This is a genomic window from Streptomyces sp. NPDC006294 (assembly GCF_042870895.1).
Classification (GTDB): Bacteria; Actinomycetota; Actinomycetes; order Streptomycetales; family Streptomycetaceae; genus Streptomyces.
In genome coordinates, this window is the sequence record NZ_JBIAHV010000002.1 from 319,396 (window position 1) to 339,088 (window position 19,693).

20 protein-coding genes are annotated in these 19,693 nt (G+C 70.5%); 11 read left to right on the forward strand and 9 right to left on the reverse strand.

The window, feature by feature from the left end:
- Nucleotides 1–81: 81 nt before the first annotated feature.
- Nucleotides 82–477, forward strand: coding sequence for a hypothetical protein (locus ACFYOP_RS04410; protein ID WP_356890617.1), 396 nt, complete (start codon nucleotides 82–84; stop codon nucleotides 475–477).
- Nucleotides 478–745: 268 nt separating this feature from the next.
- Here the strand turns inward: ACFYOP_RS04410 and ACFYOP_RS04415 are convergent, their stop codons facing one another.
- Together ACFYOP_RS04415 and ACFYOP_RS04420 are read right to left on the reverse strand one after the other, a co-directional pair.
- Nucleotides 746–907, reverse strand: coding sequence for a hypothetical protein (locus tag ACFYOP_RS04415; protein ID WP_356890615.1), 162 nt, complete (start codon nucleotides 905–907; stop codon nucleotides 746–748).
- A gap of 524 nt (nucleotides 908–1,431) precedes the next feature.
- Nucleotides 1,432–2,970: a hypothetical protein gene (locus ACFYOP_RS04420; protein WP_356890613.1), complete on the reverse strand. Its 1,539-nt coding sequence runs from the start codon at nucleotides 2,968–2,970 to the stop codon at nucleotides 1,432–1,434.
- A gap of 330 nt (nucleotides 2,971–3,300) precedes the next feature.
- Between ACFYOP_RS04420 and ACFYOP_RS04425 the strand changes: the two genes are divergently transcribed.
- Nucleotides 3,301–3,819, forward strand: a complete 519-nt coding sequence (locus ACFYOP_RS04425) for an NUDIX domain-containing protein (RefSeq protein ID WP_356890611.1) — start codon at nucleotides 3,301–3,303, stop codon at nucleotides 3,817–3,819.
- 57 nt (nucleotides 3,820–3,876) lie between these two features.
- Here the strand turns inward: ACFYOP_RS04425 and ACFYOP_RS04430 are convergent, their stop codons facing one another.
- Nucleotides 3,877–5,454 carry a carbohydrate-binding protein gene (locus ACFYOP_RS04430; protein ID WP_356890609.1) on the reverse strand — a complete coding sequence of 526 codons (1,578 nt, stop codon included), beginning with the start codon at nucleotides 5,452–5,454 and terminating at the stop codon, nucleotides 3,877–3,879.
- 410 nt (nucleotides 5,455–5,864) lie between these two features.
- Here ACFYOP_RS04430 and ACFYOP_RS04435 point away from each other — a divergent pair, with 410 nt between their 5' ends.
- The 6 genes from ACFYOP_RS04435 to ACFYOP_RS04460 all read left to right on the forward strand — a co-directional run bounded on the left by ACFYOP_RS04435 (nucleotide 5,865) and on the right by ACFYOP_RS04460 (nucleotide 10,736).
- Complete coding sequence (locus ACFYOP_RS04435; RefSeq protein WP_356890607.1) at nucleotides 5,865–6,668, forward strand: N-formylglutamate amidohydrolase; 804 nt, start codon at nucleotides 5,865–5,867, stop codon at nucleotides 6,666–6,668.
- A 392-nt stretch (nucleotides 6,669–7,060) separates the two neighbouring features.
- The gene (locus ACFYOP_RS04440) at nucleotides 7,061–7,603 is read left to right on the forward strand and encodes a DapH/DapD/GlmU-related protein (protein WP_356890605.1); all 543 of its coding nucleotides are present in this window, start codon (nucleotides 7,061–7,063) and stop codon (nucleotides 7,601–7,603) included.
- Between the two features lie 154 nt (nucleotides 7,604–7,757).
- On the forward strand, nucleotides 7,758–8,126 hold the full coding sequence (locus ACFYOP_RS04445) for a hypothetical protein (RefSeq protein WP_356890603.1): 369 nt from the start codon (nucleotides 7,758–7,760) through the stop codon (nucleotides 8,124–8,126).
- A 149-nt stretch (nucleotides 8,127–8,275) separates the two neighbouring features.
- Nucleotides 8,276–9,358, forward strand: a complete 1,083-nt coding sequence (locus ACFYOP_RS04450) for a MerR family transcriptional regulator (RefSeq protein WP_356890601.1) — start codon at nucleotides 8,276–8,278, stop codon at nucleotides 9,356–9,358.
- Nucleotides 9,359–9,659: 301 nt separating this feature from the next.
- Nucleotides 9,660–10,190 (forward strand): GNAT family N-acetyltransferase, encoded by a 531-nt coding sequence (locus ACFYOP_RS04455; RefSeq protein ID WP_356890599.1) that lies wholly within the window; start codon nucleotides 9,660–9,662, stop codon nucleotides 10,188–10,190.
- 177 nt (nucleotides 10,191–10,367) lie between these two features.
- Nucleotides 10,368–10,736 carry a VOC family protein gene (locus tag ACFYOP_RS04460; RefSeq protein WP_356890597.1) on the forward strand — a complete coding sequence of 123 codons (369 nt, stop codon included), beginning with the start codon at nucleotides 10,368–10,370 and terminating at the stop codon, nucleotides 10,734–10,736.
- A gap of 269 nt (nucleotides 10,737–11,005) precedes the next feature.
- Here ACFYOP_RS04460 and ACFYOP_RS04465 read toward each other — a convergent pair whose 3' ends face one another.
- The gene (locus ACFYOP_RS04465; protein WP_356890595.1) at nucleotides 11,006–11,242 is read right to left on the reverse strand and encodes a hypothetical protein; all 237 of its coding nucleotides are present in this window, start codon (nucleotides 11,240–11,242) and stop codon (nucleotides 11,006–11,008) included.
- Nucleotides 11,243–11,457: 215 nt separating this feature from the next.
- Nucleotides 11,458–12,045: a TetR/AcrR family transcriptional regulator gene (locus tag ACFYOP_RS04470; protein WP_356890593.1), complete on the reverse strand. Its 588-nt coding sequence runs from the start codon at nucleotides 12,043–12,045 to the stop codon at nucleotides 11,458–11,460.
- 223 nt (nucleotides 12,046–12,268) lie between these two features.
- Between ACFYOP_RS04470 and ACFYOP_RS04475 the strand changes: the two genes are divergently transcribed.
- Both ACFYOP_RS04475 and ACFYOP_RS04480 read left to right on the forward strand, forming a co-directional pair.
- Nucleotides 12,269–12,940: a molybdopterin-dependent oxidoreductase gene (locus tag ACFYOP_RS04475; protein WP_356890591.1), complete on the forward strand. Its 672-nt coding sequence runs from the start codon at nucleotides 12,269–12,271 to the stop codon at nucleotides 12,938–12,940.
- A 313-nt stretch (nucleotides 12,941–13,253) separates the two neighbouring features.
- Nucleotides 13,254–13,466 carry a hypothetical protein gene (locus ACFYOP_RS04480; protein WP_356890589.1) on the forward strand — a complete coding sequence of 71 codons (213 nt, stop codon included), beginning with the start codon at nucleotides 13,254–13,256 and terminating at the stop codon, nucleotides 13,464–13,466.
- A 184-nt stretch (nucleotides 13,467–13,650) separates the two neighbouring features.
- Here ACFYOP_RS04480 and ACFYOP_RS04485 read toward each other — a convergent pair whose 3' ends face one another.
- The 3 genes from ACFYOP_RS04485 to ACFYOP_RS04495 form a co-directional block, all read right to left on the reverse strand.
- The gene (locus ACFYOP_RS04485) at nucleotides 13,651–14,283 is read right to left on the reverse strand and encodes an SRPBCC family protein (RefSeq protein ID WP_356890587.1); all 633 of its coding nucleotides are present in this window, start codon (nucleotides 14,281–14,283) and stop codon (nucleotides 13,651–13,653) included.
- Nucleotides 14,284–14,288: 5 nt separating this feature from the next.
- A complete protein-coding gene (locus ACFYOP_RS04490) occupies nucleotides 14,289–14,630 on the reverse strand; it encodes a metalloregulator ArsR/SmtB family transcription factor (protein WP_356890585.1) in 342 nt (113 codons plus the stop codon).
- A 172-nt stretch (nucleotides 14,631–14,802) separates the two neighbouring features.
- Entirely contained in the window at nucleotides 14,803–15,135 is a 333-nt protein-coding gene (locus ACFYOP_RS04495; protein WP_356890583.1) for a deoxyxylulose-5-phosphate synthase, read from the reverse strand.
- A gap of 415 nt (nucleotides 15,136–15,550) precedes the next feature.
- Between ACFYOP_RS04495 and ACFYOP_RS04500 the strand changes: the two genes are divergently transcribed.
- Nucleotides 15,551–17,539 carry an N-6 DNA methylase gene (locus ACFYOP_RS04500; protein ID WP_356890581.1) on the forward strand — a complete coding sequence of 663 codons (1,989 nt, stop codon included), beginning with the start codon at nucleotides 15,551–15,553 and terminating at the stop codon, nucleotides 17,537–17,539.
- A 206-nt stretch (nucleotides 17,540–17,745) separates the two neighbouring features.
- Here ACFYOP_RS04500 and ACFYOP_RS04505 read toward each other — a convergent pair whose 3' ends face one another.
- Nucleotides 17,746–19,686, reverse strand: coding sequence for a rhamnogalacturonan lyase (locus ACFYOP_RS04505; protein ID WP_388450829.1), 1,941 nt, complete (start codon nucleotides 19,684–19,686; stop codon nucleotides 17,746–17,748).
- Nucleotides 19,687–19,693: the final 7 nt, after the last annotated feature.

The window sequence follows — 19,693 nt, forward strand, 5'->3', positions numbered from 1 at the left end:
TGCACATCGCCTCGCGAGTCGCAACCGACCGGTTGCACATCACAGACATACGTCATCGCCCATGCGGGTCATGATGAAGCGATGCTGGTCGAACTGGTGAAGGTCGCGAAGTTCCCCTGGAGCCCATGGCTCGCACAGATCCGCACCCCGTACGGCCACACCGCGGTGCGCTGGTGCGGCAAGCGGACCGCGGAGCCGGGCGGGTACCACGTCGAGTGGACGGTCGACCAGGACCTCACCTGGGGCCGGAACGCCACACCGGCCGGCACCCACAGCCCCGGCATCCGCGCAGGCGGACACTGCGTCATCCTGCGGGGCCGACTGAACGTGGAGGAGGACGGCGCCGGCGTCCTGGACCTGGGCGGCGCGCTGATCCTGCTGGACCTCACCGACCCGGTGCCCGCGCGCGTCCCCGGCACGTGGATCGAACTCCGGGTGGAGCGCGAGCGGATCAGCCTCTACCCGTACGTGCTCTGATGCGGCCTCAGCACCGCCCGATGGCCAGGGCGCGGTTCAGTCCGCCGACGACGAAGCTGGTGCCACGCCGGGCGCCAGGGCCGATTCGAGTGTCGCCCGAACCGCCTTCCGCACGGGCGGCTCCGCGGAGAGCTCCACGCCCCAGCGGGTCGCCGGCGCGTCCACGATGAGGAGACCTCGCCCTCCCTCCCTGCCGACCTCGTCCCCGGAGGCGGGGGGCAACCGCCATGAGCGGCAGCCGCTCGCCGCACACGTCGGTCACTGCGATTCACAGCACGCCCCGAACGTCCAGCGACAGAGTGAGCCCGAAGTCGCGGCCCGGTACGCGCCCGTGCTGGACGGCGTTGGCGGCCAGCTCGGCCACGATGTGCTCGGCCGACTCGGACGGCTGCCAGTCGGCGAGCTGCCGCTCCGTCAGCCGCCACGCCAATCGGGCCTCACCACGCGCCCTACGGCCGTTTCGGCGCGACCGCCGGCCGGCTCCAGTCGCGCCCCTGCTCGACCCGCGTGGCCTCTCCCTGGATGTCCCAGCCGCGCATCCATTTACCGCCGCCGTGGTTCCGTGCTCGGATGGAGCAGGTGCACAGAGGGCCGCGCGCGTTGCGACAGCTCGGGTTGCACACCTCACGGCAGTTGAACTCTCGTCCCACCGAGATCCGCCCGTACCGCCTGAGGAGTCCGGCCGTCAGGGCGATGAAGTGGCTGTTGGCCACCGCCCAGCGCTGGCGCGCCGGGTCCCATTCATGGCCGACCCACCCGCCGAGCAGCAGCTCGATGAACTCTCTGTGCTGCCAGTGGCTCTTCTCTGGCAGCCCTACCGCCGTGCGGCCCGTCGCCGGCAGAGCGACCGGGGGCAGCGGAAGTGCGGCCGACGGCGCGGCTGGCCGGCGGCTACGGAGGCGGGGTCGTAGACCGGTTTGCCGGACATCGGGCATCGCCACGGGCTTCCGTGCTCTACCCGCACGAAGCCGGGCGGTTGTCCTCAGGGACGATGCGCAACTGGTCCTTGGCCAGCTTGAGGGCCTGCCGGCGACCGGCATCCCACAGGACGACGGTGCCGCCCGCGTCCCCCAGCTTGAGGTACGGGTGCGCGGGAACGAACTCGCCGCCCTCGACGGGGATTTCCTCCGCCTTGCCGACGGGGCGAGCGCACACCCACTCGGGGACGATCCCGTAGTAGGCCCCAGGAGTGCGGCCGTCCGCCGCCGCCGCCACCGCCTCGCTGCCGGCTCTGGCGGCGGACAGCATGCCGAGGTCCAGAGCACCCTGAAGCAGCAGCGCGAGGCTCAGGAAGACGAGCACGACATTGCCGAACCAGCGGTCCTTCACATACAGGTGCAGATGTTTCATGTAACCGAGGAGAGCGAGGGCAGCGAGCCACAGGCTCATGCAGGCCGTGAACTTCACGGACGCCAGAAGCTGGTGGGCCCGCGGGACCTCGACATCCTCGACATTGAGTCCGAATGCGTCCAGGTAGAAGGTGTGCAGTCCGAGCCCGAGCGACGGCAGCAGGCCGAGCGAGAGGGGCAACAGAGCAGGCAGCAGCCACGGCGCGGTGCGCTGCCAGCTCCACTGCCGGACGAGCAGCCGGATACCGTTGAACACCAGAGCTGCTGCGAAGCCGTAGACGATGACACGGGTGCCCCAGCCAGAGCCCGGCTCGGTGAAGACCATCCGGGCCCCGAGCGCGGCGCCCAGCGTCCCCAGGAGGACGCCTGCGACGAGGGCGGTCACCTTCGATGTGGAAGGAATGGCACGGCGGAACGCCGCAGCCATGGCGAGGACCGCTCCCATCCCGATCACGGCGAAGAGCCACCACGAGCCGAACCCCTGCGAGTGACGGTCGGCGATGCCCGCCCCGGCCCACAGCGTCAAGGTCAAGAGCATGATCAGCCGTTGAAGCATCCGCCCGGATTCACGCCGGGTCCCGAACCGAGTACGGCGGCCGGCACCCATCGGCGGGCGGGCAGCGACTCTCCCCGGCCGGGTCTCGGCTCCCGGCAGCGGGCGGACAGCCAGGCGCTGAGCCGCCGGCGCCGACGTGGCAGTGATCAGTCGTCCGGTGTCCCGGGTCCCCAGATTCCGCGCCTGCCAGAGCCTCGCCGAGGCGACCCAGCGCCGCCACGCGGGCAAGGCGGACGTACGGGGCGGTGCCGCGGGGCGGTCGTAGACGAACCAGTGGGGCCGGTCGACGGGGTCGCGGACCACGCGGTCGACCACCTCGACGTTCAGGTCCAGCATCAGTTCGTCGCAGAGAGCTTCTATCCGCTCGCGCGCCCCCCTCACCGCGTTGAAGTCGCTGCCCGGAAAGCGTGTTTCGATGGTGTACCGGGACGTTGCCTCGGTGTGCCCGGACGATGGGCCCCCATGCTTCTCCAGCACGGGCCATCCGCGTCCCGCCAGCGCTTCTTCGAACATGTCGCACTCGATCCGGGTACCCCTCAGCTCGATGAGCGCCACCGCTCGCTGATCGAACCTCTGCGCCTTGGGCACAGGTCACGCCTTCCTTCTCGATCGATCGGACGGACGGACGAGGAGCACCGTCACGGTCCCGACCAGCTGAACAGGGTCTTGAGAGCACCGCCCATGTGACGGCGATGCTTCTGCGCTCCATCGTTGCAGCTCGTACTGACATCGCGCCGAGACCGGCGACAGCCGTGATGAGACCGGTTGTTCTGCGAAGCAAAGGGTCACCGCGTCGCATACGGCTCCCTCGCGGCGGAGCTCCGGCTCCTCCCCGCCCGGGGGCGTCCCGCCGAGGCTTCCGCCCGCCATGGGGCATGATCGAGCCGTTGACATCGACCCCGGCATGGAGGTTCGGACATGGCCCCCGGCAGCCCTTCTCCCATCGAACGTTCCGCGCGGGCGCGTCCGTCGCCCAACGGGCTCGTCGGGGTCGGTGTCGTCGTGCGGGACGCCCGGCGGCGGGTGCTGTTGGGGCTCGGGCACGACGGGCAGTGGGAGTTGCCCGGCGGCAAGGTCGATGCCGGGGAGGGATTCGAGCAGACGGCGGCCCGCGAACTGGCCGAGGAGACCGGGTTGATCGCGGACTCCGCCGATGTGCGGATCGGTGCGGTGCTGGTCGGCGTGGCCGCGGACCTCGCGCACGTCACGGCCGCCGCGTACGTCGAGCGGTTCACGGGGGCGGCCGAGGTCCGGGAGCCGGACAAGATCGTGCGTTGGCAGTGGTTCGAGACGGACGTGCTGCCGGCCGGACTCTTCGCGCCGTCGGCGGCCGTACTGCGGTCGTGGTTTCCCGAACTCGGCCTGGCCGAAGGTGCGTTCCGGTCGTACGCGGACGGGCGTACGGGTGGGTCGCGTCAAGGTCCCCTCGACGCGTGAGGGCCAGGCCCGCCCGGCTGAACCGGACGGGCCTGGGCAAGGGAACGGGGCGGCGCGCTACGGCGTGATCGCGTTGCCGCCGAAGGTGACCGTCAGCCGTCCGTCCGAGGCGTAGGACCAGCGCATGGTGCCCGCGTAGGAGGAGCACCGGGAGCCGTTGGAGCCGGTCCAGAACTGGTTCGAACTGTCGGCGTTCCCTATGGTCTTGTCGTTGGAGCCGTTGCCGCTGCGGCACGAGACGTTGTTGCGGAACACCGAGGTGCCGGCGTCGAAGGAGAAGTTCCGCTGGGCGTTGTCGATGCTGATGTTGTCGGAGACCGTCATCGTGCCCGGGTTCCGGTTGTAGGTGAATCCGTGCTTGCCGTTGTCGTAGGCGATGTTGCGCCGGATGACGTGGTCGACCCCGATGTCCTCGCCGCCGAGCTTGTAGCCGTTGCGGTCACCGCTCGAGTTCTGGGTGCCGTCGGAGAGGGTGCCGTTCTCGTAGGCGAGGGAGTCCTCGATGGTCACCGCGCCGATGGGTCCGGTCTCCGTCTTGGTGTAGAGGTCCCAGCCGTCGTCGATGTTGTTGTGGGCCACGGCGTAGCGGAAGACGTTCCCGGGTCCGGAGGTGAGCTTCGCGGCGAAGCCGTCGGCGTCCTCGCCGTCGGAGTCGGCGTTGTCGTGGGACTCCGCGCTCAGGATGAGGTTGTTGGACGGCCACTGGTCGCGGGGGGTGGTGGAGGCCATCCGCGAGAGCTGCAGCCCGGTGTCGCGGTTGAAGCGCGTCACCGTGCGCTCGATGACGTTGTTGCTGCCGCCGACGAAGATGCCGTTGTCTCCGGCGCGTTCGACGACGAGGCCCTTGAGGTGCCAGTACGAGCCGTTCACGGCGAGCCCGCGGTTCGACGAGCTCTCGGTCTGGGCCGAGAAGTCGAGCACGGGGGTCTCACCCGGGTAGGCGGACAGCTCCGTGCGGTCGCTCGCGGTGCCGTTGTTGCCCTGGGGGATGGTGATCGTCTGCGAGGGGCGGTACGTACCGCCTCGCATGACGATCGTTCCGCCGGGAGTGACGCGGTTGATCGCTGAGGTGAGCGACGTCGGGTCGGACTGTGTTCCGGACGCGTTGTCGCTGCCGTTGGGCGACACGTAGAGCGCCGAGCCGGACGGCGGCGGTGTGGTGTCGCCGCTCGTCTCGACGTCGAGGTAGTCGATGTTGGGCAGGCCCGCGGAGGAAGTGGGGCTGAGCCGGATGGTGTTGCTCCCCGAACGCACCGGCACCGTGAGGGTCTTCGTCGCCCACCTGTCCCACGCGCCGGTGCTCTCGAACGACGCCGATTCGGCCGTCGAGCCGTTCACCGTGACGTTCGCGGGCCGCGCGGTGCCGGTTCCGTTGGCGAAGCGGATCTGCAGGGTCGCCGTGCCCGCGGCGGGCGCGTTCACGGTGAACTGGACGTGGGCGCCGGTCTGGTTGGTGCCGTTGCAGAATCCGCTGCCGGAGTAGCCGGTCCAGTCGGAGTCGATGGTGCCGGTGCAGACCGCGGGGGAGTTCTCCGCCTCGTAGCGGACGGACGCGGCCTGCGCCGGGTTGCCGGACAGCGCGACGAGTGCGCCGGCGAGCAGGCCGGCGCTTGCGATGGCGGCTCTTGTTTGCATCGTTCGTCTCCAGGTGGGTTCGCTCGTCCGGCCCCGAAGGGCCGGTACATGGGGGTCGAGCAACTGCGCGGGGCTGACGTTCGAGCGGTCCGGACGCGATAATCGGCTGTGTTCGAGAACATGAACCCAGCGGGCGGCCGAGGATCGCGCCGGTACGAGCGGTGAGCGCGGTAAGCGCTTTCCCCGGAACCTAGGACTCCCTGTCGGCAACCGTCAAGAGACGCGTACTCGATTCTTATTCAGCAGCGTGAACAGGCCATGATCCCGGACGGTCTGGTCGGATCCACGGCCAGACCCTCGCGTTAGAGTCATTTCCGGGTCGCCCTCACGTCTCGGGGCAGGCCCGCCCACCTGGCGGGGAGGCGTGCTTGCCTCTCCGAGCTCGATCCGCACACAGCAAGGAATTACGCGTGACCGACACCTCGGCGCCCTTCCGGCTCCTCCCCGGCGCCGCCGACTCCCCCGTCATCCTCCACGTCCCGCACTCCTCACGCACCGTCCCCGCCGGCGTCCGCGGCGGCATCCTGCTCGACGACGCCGCGCTGGAGCGGGAGTTGGACCACATCACCGACTCGCACACGGCCGAGATAGCCGCTGAGGCCGCGGCAGCCGCGGGCGTGGCGCCCTCGCGGTTCGTCAACGAGCTGTCCCGCCTGGTGATCGACCCGGAGCGCTTCCCCGACGAGCGGGAGGAGATGCTCGCCGTCGGCATGGGCGCGGTGTACACGCGGACGACCCATCGCGAGGCCCTGCGCGCCACCGGCTTCGACGGCAGCCCGCTGATCGACCGTTACTTCCACCCCTACGCGGCGGCGATGACCGCGGCCGTGGACGAGCGTCTCGGGGCGGTGGGGCGTGCCGTCGTCATCGACGTGCACTCGTATCCGACCGACCCCCTCCCGTACGAGCTGCACGGCGACGGCCCGCGGCCGCCGGTCTGCCTGGGCACGGACTCCTTCCACACTCCGCCGGAGCTGGTGGCCGCGGCGCAGAAGGCGTTCGCGGGCTTCGGCGGGACGGGCCTGGACAGCCCGTTCGCCGGCACGTACGTGCCGTTGCGGCACTACGGGAAGGACCGTCGCGTCGGCGCGCTGATGATCGAGATACGCCGCGACGTCTACATGACCGAGCCGGGCGGTCCCGCGGGCCCCGGCCTGAGGGCGCTGGCGCAGGCGCTGGCCGAACTGGTGGACACGGTCGGCACGTCGGTCTGACGGGGCGCGGCGCTCGGCAGTGGGCCACTCCCGCAGCGTCTGCGGCGCCGCCGGTGGTGGCGGACCACGGCCGCGTAGTCCCGCACAGGCGCGGCCCTCGATCGGCGGACAGGACGTGAAATCGGGAGACCAGGGCTTGCCTCACCGCCCTCATTGTTCCGCGCCAGGATCAGCGGTGTCGCGAGACACATCGCTGTCGCGGGTTCAGCACCCCGGCGTCCTGCGCCGGCCCGGTGTGCACCCGCGCGGTCTCCTTGGATCCGGCGGCTGGAGGAGCAGCCACCCCATTCCTGCTGTCCCGGCAGCCGCCACCTCCCCCGGGTCTCCATCCGCCGGTTCGGAGGCCGGTGCTGGATCTTGCCCAGGCAGCCGTTGAGAGAAAGGATCGTGGCATGTCCAGCGACCGTCTCATGCGTATCCACAGCGCCGAGTTCCAGGCCATGGCAGAGAGGGTCCTGCGGGTCACCGAACTCACCTCCCGACTGAACGTCCTGCCCTTCGAAGACGAAGCCGGCAAGGCCGAACTGTGGGAGCAGATCCTGGGCAGGCCGCTGCCGCCGGGAGTCACGGTCTATCCGCCCTTCTACACGGACCACGGTCTCAACCTCGACCTCGCCGAACGCGTGTTCATCAACCAGAACTGCACGTTCCTGGACTACGCCGGTATCCGGCTCGGCGAGCGCGTGATGGTCGGCCCGAAGGTCACGTTCATCACCAGCGGCCACCCGGTCGATCCTGCGGAGCGGCGGCTGTACCTCACGGGCGCGCCCATCGACGTGGCGGAGAACGTGTGGATCGGTGCCGGCGCCACCATCCTGCCCGGCGTCAGCATCGGCCGTGATGCCGTGATCGCCGCCGGTGCGGTCGTGGCCGATGACGTTCCACCGGCCAGTCTGGTGACCGGCACCAAAGCGACCGTGCACCGGCGGTGGTGACGACCGGGCAGAACGTATGGCGCGGCCGGTAACCGGACACGGCCCGACCTCGGGCTCGACGGATCCTCTCGTCTTCTCCCGTCACGCGCGGCCACGCCGGGCCCCATAGGCTCTGAGCCGGCTCAACACCGGGCGCCGAGGCGGGGAGAGAACGATGCAGAAGGACACGCCGGAGTACGAGCAGGCGCTGGACGCTGTGGTCGACATCCTGCGGGAACGCGCAGGTGCCGGTGGGGCACCGTTGCCGTACGGCGATCTCAGCCGCGAGTTGGCCCGGCGCGGTCATCACGTCCCCGCCCACGAAGGACCCATGTCCTGCCTCCTGGAGGACGCCTCTGTCCGGGAGAGCCCCGACGGATCGCCGCCGCTGCTCTCCGCCCTCGTACTGCTGAAGGACAGCGGCCATCCGTCCGGCGGCTTCTTCAAGCTGGCCCGCCGTAGCCCCTACAAGCGCCCGGGTGACGACACGGAGCTGTGGATCGAGGAGATCAAGCGGCCGGCGAGGCACCTCGCCAGCCGCTGACAGTTCACCGGCGCCCCCATACGGCCAACACACCGGGGCGGACCGGGGCGGGCCGGGGCGTCATCACCCCGGAACGTATCGGCGGACTGGGACCGATGTTTGACCCTCGACATGGTCAAGGGCGCAGAGTCCTGGGCGTGGAGAACGACATGCACAGCATTGGAGAGACCGCCCGGGACAGCGGCCTGAGCATCAGCACCCTGCGGTTCTACGACCGCGCCGGTGTGCTGGTCCCGGCCTGGGTGGATCCCGCGACCGGCTACCGCTGGTACGCCTCCGACCAGCTCGAAGAGGCCCGGCTGCTGGCCCGGTTGCGCCGAGCCGCCATGCCGCTGCCGGACATCCGGCTGGTGCTGGCCGGGTGGTCCGGCGCGGACATGGACCTGGTGCGAAAGCTGCTCCAGGACCATCTGCACCGTCTGGAAGCGGGGTTGGCCGATGCCCGCAGTGAGTTCTCCACGCTCCGAACTCTCATCGAACGCAGGGAGATCCCCATGACAACGCTCCGCACCGCCGCCGTCCGGCTGTCCGTCTCCGCACCCGAGGCGGCCGCCGCGCTGGACGCGGTCCGGTTCGCCACCGGCAGCGACCCGGAGCTGCCGATGCTCGGCGGCGTCCTGTTCGACGTCGAGGGAGACGCCCTCGGCTTCGTGGCCACCGACCGGTACCGGATGGCCATCGCGCAGACCGGTACCACCGGACACGGCGGGTCTCGCGTCCAGGCCCTCGTCCCGGTCCCGCTGGTGGACGCGATGCGGTCCCTGCTGAACGGCGAGACGCCCGTCCAGCTGACCCTGGAGGGTGACCGCGTGACGCTGGAGGCCGGGGACCGTCAGGTGGCCGGTCGGTGTCTCGGCCACGACTTCCCCGACTACCGCCGCCTCGTCCGCCTGCCGACCGGGCGTCGCGCCCTCGTCGACGTGGCGGCGTTCCGGAAGGCTCTGGAGACCGGTCCGGTCCGTGCGGGCGAGGTACGCGAGCAGGACGGCGTGGCCTGCGACCTCAGCGTGCTCAAGGTGACGGCCGACGGCGCGGTGGCCGTCTGCGAGGACGGGGACGACGACGAGAGCCAGGTCGCGGTCAACCGCGAGTTCCTGCTCCACGCGCTCGCCGCAGGAGCCCGCGAACGGCTCACCCTCGAGCTCGGCGCCCCGACGGCACCGGTCGTGATCCGCCGGCCCGACGACGAGGACACGTACTCGCTCCTGATGCCGGTCCGTCTGGACAACTGACCCAGCGGTTTGCGATCGGCGCTCGCCCTTGCGGCCCGGACACGGTTTCCGTGTCCGGGCCGCAAGGGCGCGCCTGCCGTCGTCGCTCGTTGGGCATGGCCGACGCACACCTTCAGTGGTTGCACAACGCCGCCTCCATGTTCGGCACGGAGACCACCGGCTACATCGAAGTCGCCCCGTCTCTGGGGCGGCTGGTCCGGAGTGTTGCGGCGGCCGTTGACCAGCCCGGGTGTTGTGATGGGCGGTGCCCGGTCGGGATATTCGCTGGTCGCCGCTTGTTGATGGTGGTCATACTGCCGCGATGGATCCAGTGACTCTCGAGACCGACCGTCTGGTGCTGCGGGCCTTCACACCTGCCGACGTGGATGCGGTGTACGAAGCCTGCCAGGACGAGGACATCCAGTTCTACACCCCCGTGCCGGTGCCGTACCGGCGTGCGGACGCGGAGAAGCTCGTCGGCGAGAAGCTGCCCGCTCAGTGGGCCGAGGACAGGGACTACACCCTCGGCGCGTTCCGCAAGGACACCGGCGCCCTGGTCGGCTCGTACTGCCTGACCCTGATCAGCTCCGGCGTCTGGGAGCTTGGTTACTGGGCAGTCAAGGGGGAGCGCGGACGCGGGTACTCCGTGGAGGCCGCTCGGGCCCTGTGCGACTGGGGCTGGGCCACTCTCGACGTGCACCGCATCGAGTGGTGGGCCATGGCCGGGAACACCGGCTCGCGTGCCGTCGCCGAGAAACTCGGCTTCACCGTCGAAGGGACGCTGCGCAATCGCGGCATTGCCAACGATGGCCAGCCGCACGACTGGTGGGTGGGTGGACTACTGAGTCCCTGAAGCCGCGCCATCTTGAAGTGGCTGGTCAGGGCGGTGGCGTGTGCTCGTTTTGGGGTGCTCGTGCTGGTCGTGGGCGGCAGTCTGTGTTGTAGATCGTCCGGCGGGGTGGTTTTGCCGATGAGTTCACCGTCCTCGAACGGTCTACCCAGCCACACGACCGTTCTCGACAGGAGTGCCATGTCCACCATCCAGCCCGTGATCCTGACTGCCGACCAGGACGTTCTGCTCGGCTTCTATACGAAATTGTTCGGCGCTGAGGAGATCTTCCGGATACCGGAGGAAGGCGCCGCCTTCTACCTCGGCCTGCGCATCGGCGACACCGACCTCGGGCTGGTGGCCAAGGCGAACCCGGGCACCGGGGCGGCGCCGCGGATCCTGCTCAGCATCGGTGTCGACGACGTCGACGAGACGCTCGCCCTGGTGGAGGCGCTCGGCGGCTCGGTCAGCGGAGGTCCCAAGGACATGCCGTGGGGACAGCGCGTCGCCCACATCAAGGACCCCGACGGCAACCCGGTGAACCTCACTCAGCCGATCCCGGCCCGGTGACGCGGTTCCGGTGGCATGTGCTGATCGTGGGCTACGTGCGGTAGAGATCAATGGTCGGAAGTGGCCTCGATGTTCGTCAGGACGAGCAGCGCGCGAAACAGGTGGGTGGCGCGGGCGGGGTCATCACGGAGCTTGGTGAGGATCCGCCAGTTCGTTTAGACGGGCAAAGCCGCGTTCGACGGGGACGCGTCCGGCGGCAAGTGCCCGGTTGGCGTCCTTCTGGCCGGGGGTCGGCTTGCGGGCGCGGGTGGCCTTGAATCCGGTGACGACTACGGGGTTGTCCGGATCGTCGTCCAGGCCGAGGAAGCCCAGGTCGGCCGGTTCGCCTTCCCGGTGCGGCGCTGGGTGGGGATGAGGGCGCCGTCGATCAGGACGACCTCACCGCCCCGCCGGGCGATCTTCTTCAGGGCGCGGTCCAGGCGTGGGGCCTTCGCGGCCAGCAAGCCGATCAGTCCGTCCCGGCAGCGGCGCACCGTGGTGGCGGAGATGTCGTTCCCGCCGGCCATGTCGGCCAGGCGCCGGCGCCGGCCAGCGCGACACCGGCCCACGCGAGGACGACGCCGCAATCCACCGGGCGATCGCTTCATGGGTTTCGGACCGTTCGGCTCGCCGACCACCGCCGCAAACCAAGCACCGAGCACCGAGCACCGAGCCTCATGCCGGCCCGGCAGGAGGCCTGCTGATCAGCCGTCAGCCGACCCGCCAGACCAGCGCCCGAACCTCAATCGCGGACCACGTCGCGAGCGGGGCTGCCGGGCGAACGGTTGAGGAGGAGGTCGCCGGCGCGGGCCTTGACCTGGTCGCGGGTGCGGCCGGGATGGTCGGCGGCGAGGAAGTGGTTGCCGATGGCCATGCAGAAGGCGAGCAGGCTGCGGGCCTCGACCTCGTCCGGGTCGGAGCAGAAGGTGCTGATCGCGTCGCGCAGCAGTTGCATGCGCCGGTTGTCCACCCGGCGCAGGCGGTCGGCGACCGCCGGGTCGCGGCGGGCCCAGTCGCGGACGGCCAGGTCGATGGGGAGCAGGCGGTCGCCGGAGAAGGTGAGCTGCCCGGCCAGCCGGACCTTGTCCAGCACGTCGCCCCCCTCCTTCTCGATCCGGTCGAAGACGTCGTCGACGCACTCCCGCTCCCAGGCGTCCAGCATCTCGGTCAGCAGCGCGCCGCGGTCGGCGAAGTAGCCGTAGAACCCGCCCTTGGTCACGCCGAGCGCCTTGGCCAGCGCCTCGACGCGCACGGCGTCCACCCCGCCCGCGGCCAGCGCCCGCAGCCCCTCTTCGACCCACCGCTCACGCGGTGTGCGCAACGCACCCATCCTGTGCCTCATCTCACTCCCCCGCCGCGTTGTGCGGGTCCGTATAACCAATTACTCTCGATATGTACGCCACCGTACAACGCGTCAGGGGGCGACGCGAAGGAGCAGTCGTACCGCTCTCCACCGCCGGCTCCCGTGCACCAAGAGGAGTTCTCCGACGGCTGCCACCAGGTCATCGACGCACGGCCTACCCGGTTCGCTTCACACGCAACGGAGCAGCGACATGACACTTCCCCCCGGCCAACGCGCCGTGGACGGGTTCCCTCGTTTCGGCACGCACCTCCACCGCCCGCCTCCGCCTGTGCCCGCCGACCCGGTGATCGAGCTCTGCGGGGCGTTCACCGAGAGCGTCACCCTGTCCGTGACCGACATCGCGAAGCTGTCGCGGCGGGAGGTCCGAGCCGACTTCCACTGTGTCGCCGGATGGTCGGCCACCGACCTGCTGTGGGAAGGAGTCGCGTTCCAGACCCTCTACCGCGCCCGGGTGGAGCCGCTACTCGGGGCGGACGCGCCGGTCAGCCACGTCAGCTTCGAGGGTCTCGACGGCTACCGGTCGGTCGTGTTGCTCGAGGACGCCCTGGCCGACGACGTGCTCATCGCCGACCGTCTCGACGGGCGGCCGCTCGACGGCGACCACGGCGCTCCGGTGCGGCTGGTCAGCCCCGGGCAGTACGGCTACGTCAACATCAAGCACCTCTGCCGCATCGAGTTCCACGCGTCCGAACCCCCGGTGACCGACCGGTGGTCTCCCCTGGCGGGGCATGACAGGGCGAGGGTCTGGAAGGAGGAGCGTCACCGCTACCTCCCCGGCCGCGTGGTGCGGCCGGTCTACCGGGCGCTGATCGGCCCGATCCGCGCACTGAGCGCCCGCGGCAGTCGCAAGCCACCGAGGTGACACCACGCTCCGACCGGGTCGGGGCAGGCGCCGTCCGGGGTGGATGGGTTTCAAGACGCCGACTCGTCACGCCTCCATGCGCAGCCAGGTGTCGCCGGTGCGGAGCCGCAGGACGCCGTCGCGGCCCTGGCCGCACCGCAGGACGACGCGTCCGGGGACCCTCGATGCCGTGACGGCCGGTCACGACCCAGTCCGTACCGCCGAGTTCGGCGCATACGAGTTCGACGGTCCGCTGGTTGTGGTCGCGGCGGCTCAGCACCGCACGGTTGCCGCGGACCGCGAACCCGTCCGGGGAGTCGACGGGGCTCGGGTAGTGGTCACTTCGCCCGTGGTACGGATGATGCGGGTCAAGAAGGTGCCGGACCCGTCGCCCGCGTACCAGACCAGCCACACCTGGTCGCCCTCGGTCGCGGCGGTGCACCCTTCCAGCGGGGCGCTGGGCAGCCTGCCCTTCGGAGTCCACATCGCACGGCCGATGGTGCTCCAGCCGGCCGGCCCGGCCTCGGACGCCGGGTGGCCGCCGTGACCTACGCCGCCCGAAGATCCCAACCCTACCCGGCACCGGGGCGGCTTGGAAGGGGCGCAGCCAGGCGCGGCAGCGGTGAAGGCCGGTGGTCCTGCGCCCCGCCTCGCCCGTGGCTACGCTCCTGTGCGGCCGTGCCCCTACGGTCCTGCGAAGTCTGCCTACTGGGCTCGGCAAGGCCTGTCGTTCACCCTTCCGTATAGAAGGCGATCGTCGCCGCCGTCGTGGCCGCCACGATCTCCGCACCCGCCCCCGAGGCGGCGTACGCGGCGCCCCATGCCTCGCCCGACCGTGTCATGAAGTCCTTCGCCTCGGGCGAGGTCTGCCAGTCGGCGGCATCCACCCCGCTGATCCCGCGGCCCGCGAGGTGCTTGCCGAGCCCCAGGAGCATCAGGTCCCAGCCGATCCCGACCGCCCCCGGCCCGAACTGCCCCCGGAACTGCTCCGGCACCACGGCCACGTGCTCCAGCTCGAACACGGTCCGCCCCGCACCCTCCGGCGTCAGGCGCAGCTCGACCTCGCTGAACCCGGGATCCGGCCCGAACAGCCAGCTCACCCGCAGTCGTTCCGGCGGGACACACTCCAGGATCTCGCCCCCGGCGTTCTCCTCCAACTGGTAGCGCCCGCCGACCTTGAACTCCCCGCTCACCGGCAGGAACCATCTCCCGATCCGCTCGGGAGAGGTCACCGCGTCCCACACGTCGGCGATCTCCGCGGCGTAGGTACGCCGCAGCAGCACCGTACTGGCCCCGCCGGCCTCGACCTGCCGCGCACCGACCTCCCGGTGCACCCGGTCGATCTCCTCGACGATCTCGCTCATCCCACTCACTGATCCTCTCTCCGCCTGCGCTCGCGCCGACCCCGCGCCAGCTCCGTCCCCAGCGCGTCCAGCCGCTGCTCCCAAAAGCCCCGGAACCGGTCGAGCCATGCGTCCACCTCGCGCAGCGGCGCGGGCTCGACGGCGTACAGCCGCCGGGTGCCCTCCGCCCGTACGGACGCGAACCCGCTCTCGCGCAGCACCCGCAGATGCTGCGACACGGCCGGCTGAGAGATCCCGAACTCTTCCCGGATCACGGCGCTGACCTCGCCCGACGCCCGCTCGCCCGATGCCAGCAGCTCCAATATCCGGCGCCTGACCGGATCCCCCAGGACATCGAACGCGTTCATGTGCCCCACTATGCCACTACCCACTTATTTAAGCCAAGGCTTATATACTGGCACTCATGAGCGGTGGTTCGGGCGTCGGACCCAGCGGTGGGTCGTCCAGGCAGAGCATTTGACGACGGAGCCGTCGACAGCGATCCGGTCGAGGGCGACGCCGACGACCCGGCTCCCCACGTCACGGCACGTCGGGACGTACGAGTGCGGTGGCGATCGGCTCACCCGTGCGCTCGGCGTACGTCATCCGCTCGCGCACTTCGTGCAAGGTGCGCGGACGGTAACCGGGCCCGCAGCAGCAGCCCTTGTGGAAGCGGACGCCCGCGCGCAGCAGGACGGACAGCGTCCGCCAGGCGGCGGTGTCCCGGCGACGGGGCGCCGCGAACGCGGAGCCCACGTGGATCAGCGGCTCCGCACACCGTGGGCAGATCCGCTGCGGTCTGTCCCGGTCGTAGGGCTGCTTGTACGAGGCCCGGCAGGGCAGGCAGACGTACGAGGTCTTCGCGTAGGACATGCGGCAAGGGTAGGCGGGCGGCAGGCGGGTCTCGATGGGGTTTCGGCGCACTGGGCGCCTACGGGGGTCGGTGCGCCCGGTCCGGGGCGTGGGCGAGACAGTCCGGCTGGCCCTGGGCGTCGACCGGAACCGCGAGCAGCCACGGCGACGCGTACAGGATGTCGCCGATGCCGTTTCCGCCCCGACCAGAGAAGGGTCGGCATCGGCCGGGGATTCACGGACGGTACCCGTATCGGTCACACAGCACTATCCCTGACATGAAGGGCCACAAACCCCCCACCCTCCACACTTCTCACACAACCGCCCCACACATCGACACTGTGAACAAAGTCAATCATCGTAGTAGCCTGACTATGACTACGGCCACCGGGACATCGACCAGTCCGGTGGCCCGATGAACCCGGAGCCTCCCCAGATGAGCACACCCAACGCCGTACCCGTCAGCCTGGCCGAAATCGCCCGGATCGCGGGGGTGGGACGCGCGGCAGTGAGCAACTGGCGCCGCCGCCACGCCTCCTTCCCGTCCCGCATCGGGGGTACCGACGTCAGCCCGCAGTTCTCCCTCTCCCAAGTGGAGCAGTGGCTGCGTGATCACGGGAAGCTCGACGGCGTCGGCGGACGTGAACTGCTCTGGCCGCGCTTCGAGGCGCTGGGCAGTCGCGACGAGTCGGGGCTCGCCATCGCCGAGGCGGCCCGTCGTATGCGCAGCCCCCGCTCGCGTACGACGGGCACCGGGCTCACCGCCCCGGCTGTCGATCTGGTCGGCGAGGCGGCCCGGCTGGGGCGGTCGGAAGGGCAACGGGAGACGTTCGAGTTCCTGCTGCAGCGCTGGCTGGACACCCACGTCCGCCAGCTGAGCACCACCCCGCCGCAGCTCGCGTCACTGATGACCCGGCTCGCGCTCCGAACCCGCGTCGACGGGAGCGACACGGACGGGCTCACCGTCTTCGACCCGGCATGCGGCACGGGGCACCTGATGGCAGCCGCCGCCGAGGAGTACGGCGGCGCGGACCTGGCACTGCTGGGCTGCGAGAAGGACACGGCTCTCGCCGCCCTCGCCTCCGCCCGGCTCGGCTTCGCCGTCGATGGACGCGACGTACGGGCGGAGGTCGCCACGGCGGACGCCTTGCGGGACGATCCGTTCGCGGGGCTTCGGGCCGACATCGCCCTGTGCAATCCGCCGTTCAACGAGCGGGACTGGGGCTACGAGCAACTGGCCACGGACCAGCGCTGGACGCACGGGCTGCCGCCGCGCACCGAGCCCGAACTGGCTTGGGTGCAGCACCTCCTGGCCCATCTCCGGCCGGGCGGGTCAGCCGTGGTCGTCCTCCCGCCCGCCGTCGCCTCCCGCAAGGCGGGCCGCCGCATCAGGGGGTCCCTGCTGCGTACCGGTCTGCTCCGGGCGGTGGTCGCCCTGCCGCACGGGTGCGCGCAACCGCACAGCGTCTCGCTGCAGTTGTGGGTGCTGCGCGCGGCGGGGGAAGGCGGCTCCGCGGGTCCGGTCGGCCAGGACGCGCTTCTCGTCGACGCGACCCGGTTCGGCCGCCCGGGGGCGCGCGAAACCGGTCCCGACTGGGAGGCGTTGTCGTCCTTCGTACTGCGGGCCGTCGCCGAACTCGACAGGCCCGCGGCGAAATTGCCGGAAAGCGCCGTACGCGTCTCCCTGCTCGATCTGCTGGACGACGAAGTCGACGTCACCCCTGGCCGCTACACCGCGTCCGGCGCCGAGACCAGTGGCGTCGAACTCGCGGAAGCCTGGGCCGAGTTGGCGGGAGCGCTGGGTGAACTCACCGGGCTGACGCAGCACCTGTCGAAGCTGGACTTCGAGGAGGGCGAGACCCGCACGGCCACCACCGTCGGCGACCTGGTCAAGGCCGGCGCCCTGACACTGCGGGCCGGACAGCAGCCGGCGGAACCGGCCGGTTCGGTACCGGGCAAGGACGTTCCCCTGCTGACCGTTGCCGACCTGCTCATGGGCAGCGCGCCCAGCGGAACGGCGGCAGCCGACACCGATCACACCGTGGTCGAGGAGGGCGACGTCGTGGTGGCCGGGGTGGTCCGCGCGTTCCGGGCGTGGGTGCATCAGGGGCCTCCCCTGGCTCTGGGTCCCCAGCTCTACGTGCTGCGGATGGACCCGGAGAAGCTGGACGCCCACTTCCTCGCCGGGTGTCTGCGCGCCCCGTCCAACGGCCGCCAGGCCGGCACACACGCGTCCAGTTCGTCCCGTGTGGACGTCCGGCGGCTCCAGGTGCTCCAACTGCCGCTGGAGGAGCAGACCGTCTATGCGGAAACCTTCCGCCGCCTGAGCTCGCTCCAGGAACTGCTGACGCGGTCGCAAGGTTTGGGCATGAGGCTGATCGACGATGTACGCGACCGTCTGGCGGCGGGCGGCCTGACGAGCTGACGGTGACTGGCCGGCGGAGCGAGGCGACGCGCGGCTCCCGCCGGTTACGAGGGCGCCGACGCGGACCTGAGGGCCCTCTTCCCCCTGACCGGAACCGACCGCTGCCGCCCACACCCGCCCCGTCGAGCCGTGGGCGGCAGCCTGTGCTCAGGTCTCAGGTCTCAGGTCTCAGGTCTCAGGTCTCAGAACCCAAGCCTCGCCTCAGGTCAGCCGGCACCGCCGCCGAGGAAGAAGCTCGGGTGCGGCGGCTGGTTGTACGCGGTGTTCTGCCACGCCAGGCCGGTGCGGTACATCCGGTCCTGGAGCAGCGTCACGAACCGCCGGTCCGTCTCGATGGGCGTGGAGTAGATCCGCAGCGCGTTGTCGTCGCTCCTCGGCCAGATGACCTCCTCGCGCCAGTCGCCGAGGATGTCGCCCGACAGCGACGGGGTGGACTTGGTGCCGTTGTTGGAGTGTACGTTCGAGCCGGTCAACAGCCGGGTGTCGCCTCCGGTGCCGTACTTGTCGATGCGTGTGCCGTCCAGCAGTTCGCGGGTCGTGTCCCCGTCCCACCAGACGAGGAAGTTGGCGGACGACGGCTTGCGGCCCCGGGTGGCACCGCTCGTGTCGCGGATCGAGGAGTCGGCGGCCGACCACATCTCCGCACCGGCGTTGCCGGCCCAGATGTCACCGGCGACGCCGCGGCCGTTGTCGGTGCCGGAACCGGTCCTCCAGAAGATGCTGCCGTTGGCCGGGTCGATGTAGAGCGAGGAGGGCTGACTGCGCGACTCGGACACCTTGAAGTACTCCAGGCCCGGGTCGCGGGGGTCGAGGTCGGCCAGGTGCTGTGCGTCGCCGTGGCCGGTGCGGGTGGTCCACAGTCCGTGGCCGTTGTCGTCGACGGCCATCGCGCCGTAGACGATCTCGTCCCTGCCGTCGCCGTCCACATCTCCGATGGACAGGCTGTGGCTGCCCTGGCCGTCGTACCCCTTGCCGACGTTGGTCGAGCTGTTGGTGTCGAAGGTCCAGCGGCGGGTGAGCTGCCCGTTCCTGAAGTCCCATGCGGCGATGACGGTGCGGGTGTAGTAGCCGCGGGCCATGACGAGGGACGGGGTGCTGCCGTTCAGGTAGGCGGTGCCGGCCAGGAATCGGTCGACCCGGTTGCCGTAGCAGTCGCCCCAACTGCACACGTCGCCGCGCGCCGGCACGTAGTCGACCGTGGACAGCGCGGCGCCGGTGGAGCCGCTGAACATCGTGAGGTACTCGGGGCCGCTCAGGACCCTGCCCTCGCTGTTGCGGTGGTCGGCCCCGGAGTTGCCGATGACCGTGCCTCGGCCGTCGCGGGTGCCGTCGGCGGTCTTCATCGCCACCTCGGCCCTGCCGTCGCCGTCGTAGTCGAAGACCTGGAACTGCGTGTAGTGCGCGCCGGAGCGGATGTTGCGGCCGAGGTCGATGCGCCACAGACGGTCGCCCTGGAGCGTGTAGCCGTCGACGATGGTGTGCCCGGTGACGCCCGACTGCGAGTTGTCCTTGGCGTTGGAGGGGTCCCACTTGAGGACGATGTCCAGGTCGCCGTCGCCGTCGAGGTCGCCGACGGAGGCGTCGTTGGCGGCGTAGCTGAAGCCGGAGCCGCCCGGCGGTCGCGAGATGGGCACGTCCAGGTAGCCGCCGCGGAGCTGGACGGCATGCTCGGAGAATCCCTGTTCCTGCCCGTTGACGACGGCCTTCACCTGGTAGTCGGCGTGGGCGGGTGCGTTGTGGTGCCGGAAGTTCGTCGAGCCCGTGATCGGCGCGGAGTTGACCTTGGTACCGCCGCGATAGACGTTGAACGCGACGTCGGCCGGGTCGGTGGCCAGCAGCCGCCAGCTGACGAGGTTGTCGTCGCCGTCGTGGACGCTGACCAGCCCGCGGTTCAGGTTCTTCTCCGCCTGCACGGTGACGCCCGCGGCGGCGCCGAGCGCGGCGGCCGGGCGGGGCGCGGCCGGCTTCGCGCTCTCACTGGTCCCGTTCGACGCGGCCACCGCGAGGCTGCCGACCGTCAGACAACCGACCGCCACGGACGCGGCGACCCCTACAAGTCTCGGCATACGGCTCGGGCGCCTGCGACGCCCGCCTTGTCCTGTTCGCACGTGCACTCCTGGGGGGTGAGGAAGCGATGTTCGGGGCATTGCTTCT

Excerpts from the sequence above, each read along its gene's own strand:
- ACFYOP_RS04410 (WP_356890617.1), top strand. The coding sequence starts at position 82 with ATGCTGGTCGAACTGGTGAAGGTCGCGAAGTTCCCCTGGAGCCCATGG.
- ACFYOP_RS04425 (WP_356890611.1), top strand. The coding sequence starts at position 3,301 with ATGGCCCCCGGCAGCCCTTCTCCCATCGAACGTTCCGCGCGGGCGCGT.
- ACFYOP_RS04430 (WP_356890609.1), bottom strand. The coding sequence starts at position 5,454 with ATGCAAACAAGAGCCGCCATCGCAAGCGCCGGCCTGCTCGCCGGCGCA.
- ACFYOP_RS04440 (WP_356890605.1), top strand. The coding sequence starts at position 7,061 with ATGTCCAGCGACCGTCTCATGCGTATCCACAGCGCCGAGTTCCAGGCC.
- ACFYOP_RS04445 (WP_356890603.1), top strand. The coding sequence starts at position 7,758 with ATGCAGAAGGACACGCCGGAGTACGAGCAGGCGCTGGACGCTGTGGTC.
- ACFYOP_RS04450 (WP_356890601.1), top strand. The coding sequence starts at position 8,276 with ATGCACAGCATTGGAGAGACCGCCCGGGACAGCGGCCTGAGCATCAGC.
- ACFYOP_RS04455 (WP_356890599.1), top strand. The coding sequence starts at position 9,660 with ATGGATCCAGTGACTCTCGAGACCGACCGTCTGGTGCTGCGGGCCTTC.
- ACFYOP_RS04460 (WP_356890597.1), top strand. The coding sequence starts at position 10,368 with ATGTCCACCATCCAGCCCGTGATCCTGACTGCCGACCAGGACGTTCTG.
- ACFYOP_RS04465 (WP_356890595.1), bottom strand. The coding sequence starts at position 11,242 with ATGGCCGGCGGGAACGACATCTCCGCCACCACGGTGCGCCGCTGCCGG.
- ACFYOP_RS04470 (WP_356890593.1), bottom strand. The coding sequence starts at position 12,045 with ATGGGTGCGTTGCGCACACCGCGTGAGCGGTGGGTCGAAGAGGGGCTG.
- ACFYOP_RS04475 (WP_356890591.1), top strand. The coding sequence starts at position 12,269 with ATGACACTTCCCCCCGGCCAACGCGCCGTGGACGGGTTCCCTCGTTTC.
- ACFYOP_RS04485 (WP_356890587.1), bottom strand. The coding sequence starts at position 14,283 with ATGAGCGAGATCGTCGAGGAGATCGACCGGGTGCACCGGGAGGTCGGT.
- ACFYOP_RS04490 (WP_356890585.1), bottom strand. The coding sequence starts at position 14,630 with ATGAACGCGTTCGATGTCCTGGGGGATCCGGTCAGGCGCCGGATATTG.
- ACFYOP_RS04495 (WP_356890583.1), bottom strand. The coding sequence starts at position 15,135 with ATGTCCTACGCGAAGACCTCGTACGTCTGCCTGCCCTGCCGGGCCTCG.
- ACFYOP_RS04500 (WP_356890581.1), top strand. The coding sequence starts at position 15,551 with ATGAGCACACCCAACGCCGTACCCGTCAGCCTGGCCGAAATCGCCCGG.
- ACFYOP_RS04505 (WP_388450829.1), bottom strand. The coding sequence starts at position 19,686 with ATGCCCCGAACATCGCTTCCTCACCCCCCAGGAGTGCACGTGCGAACA.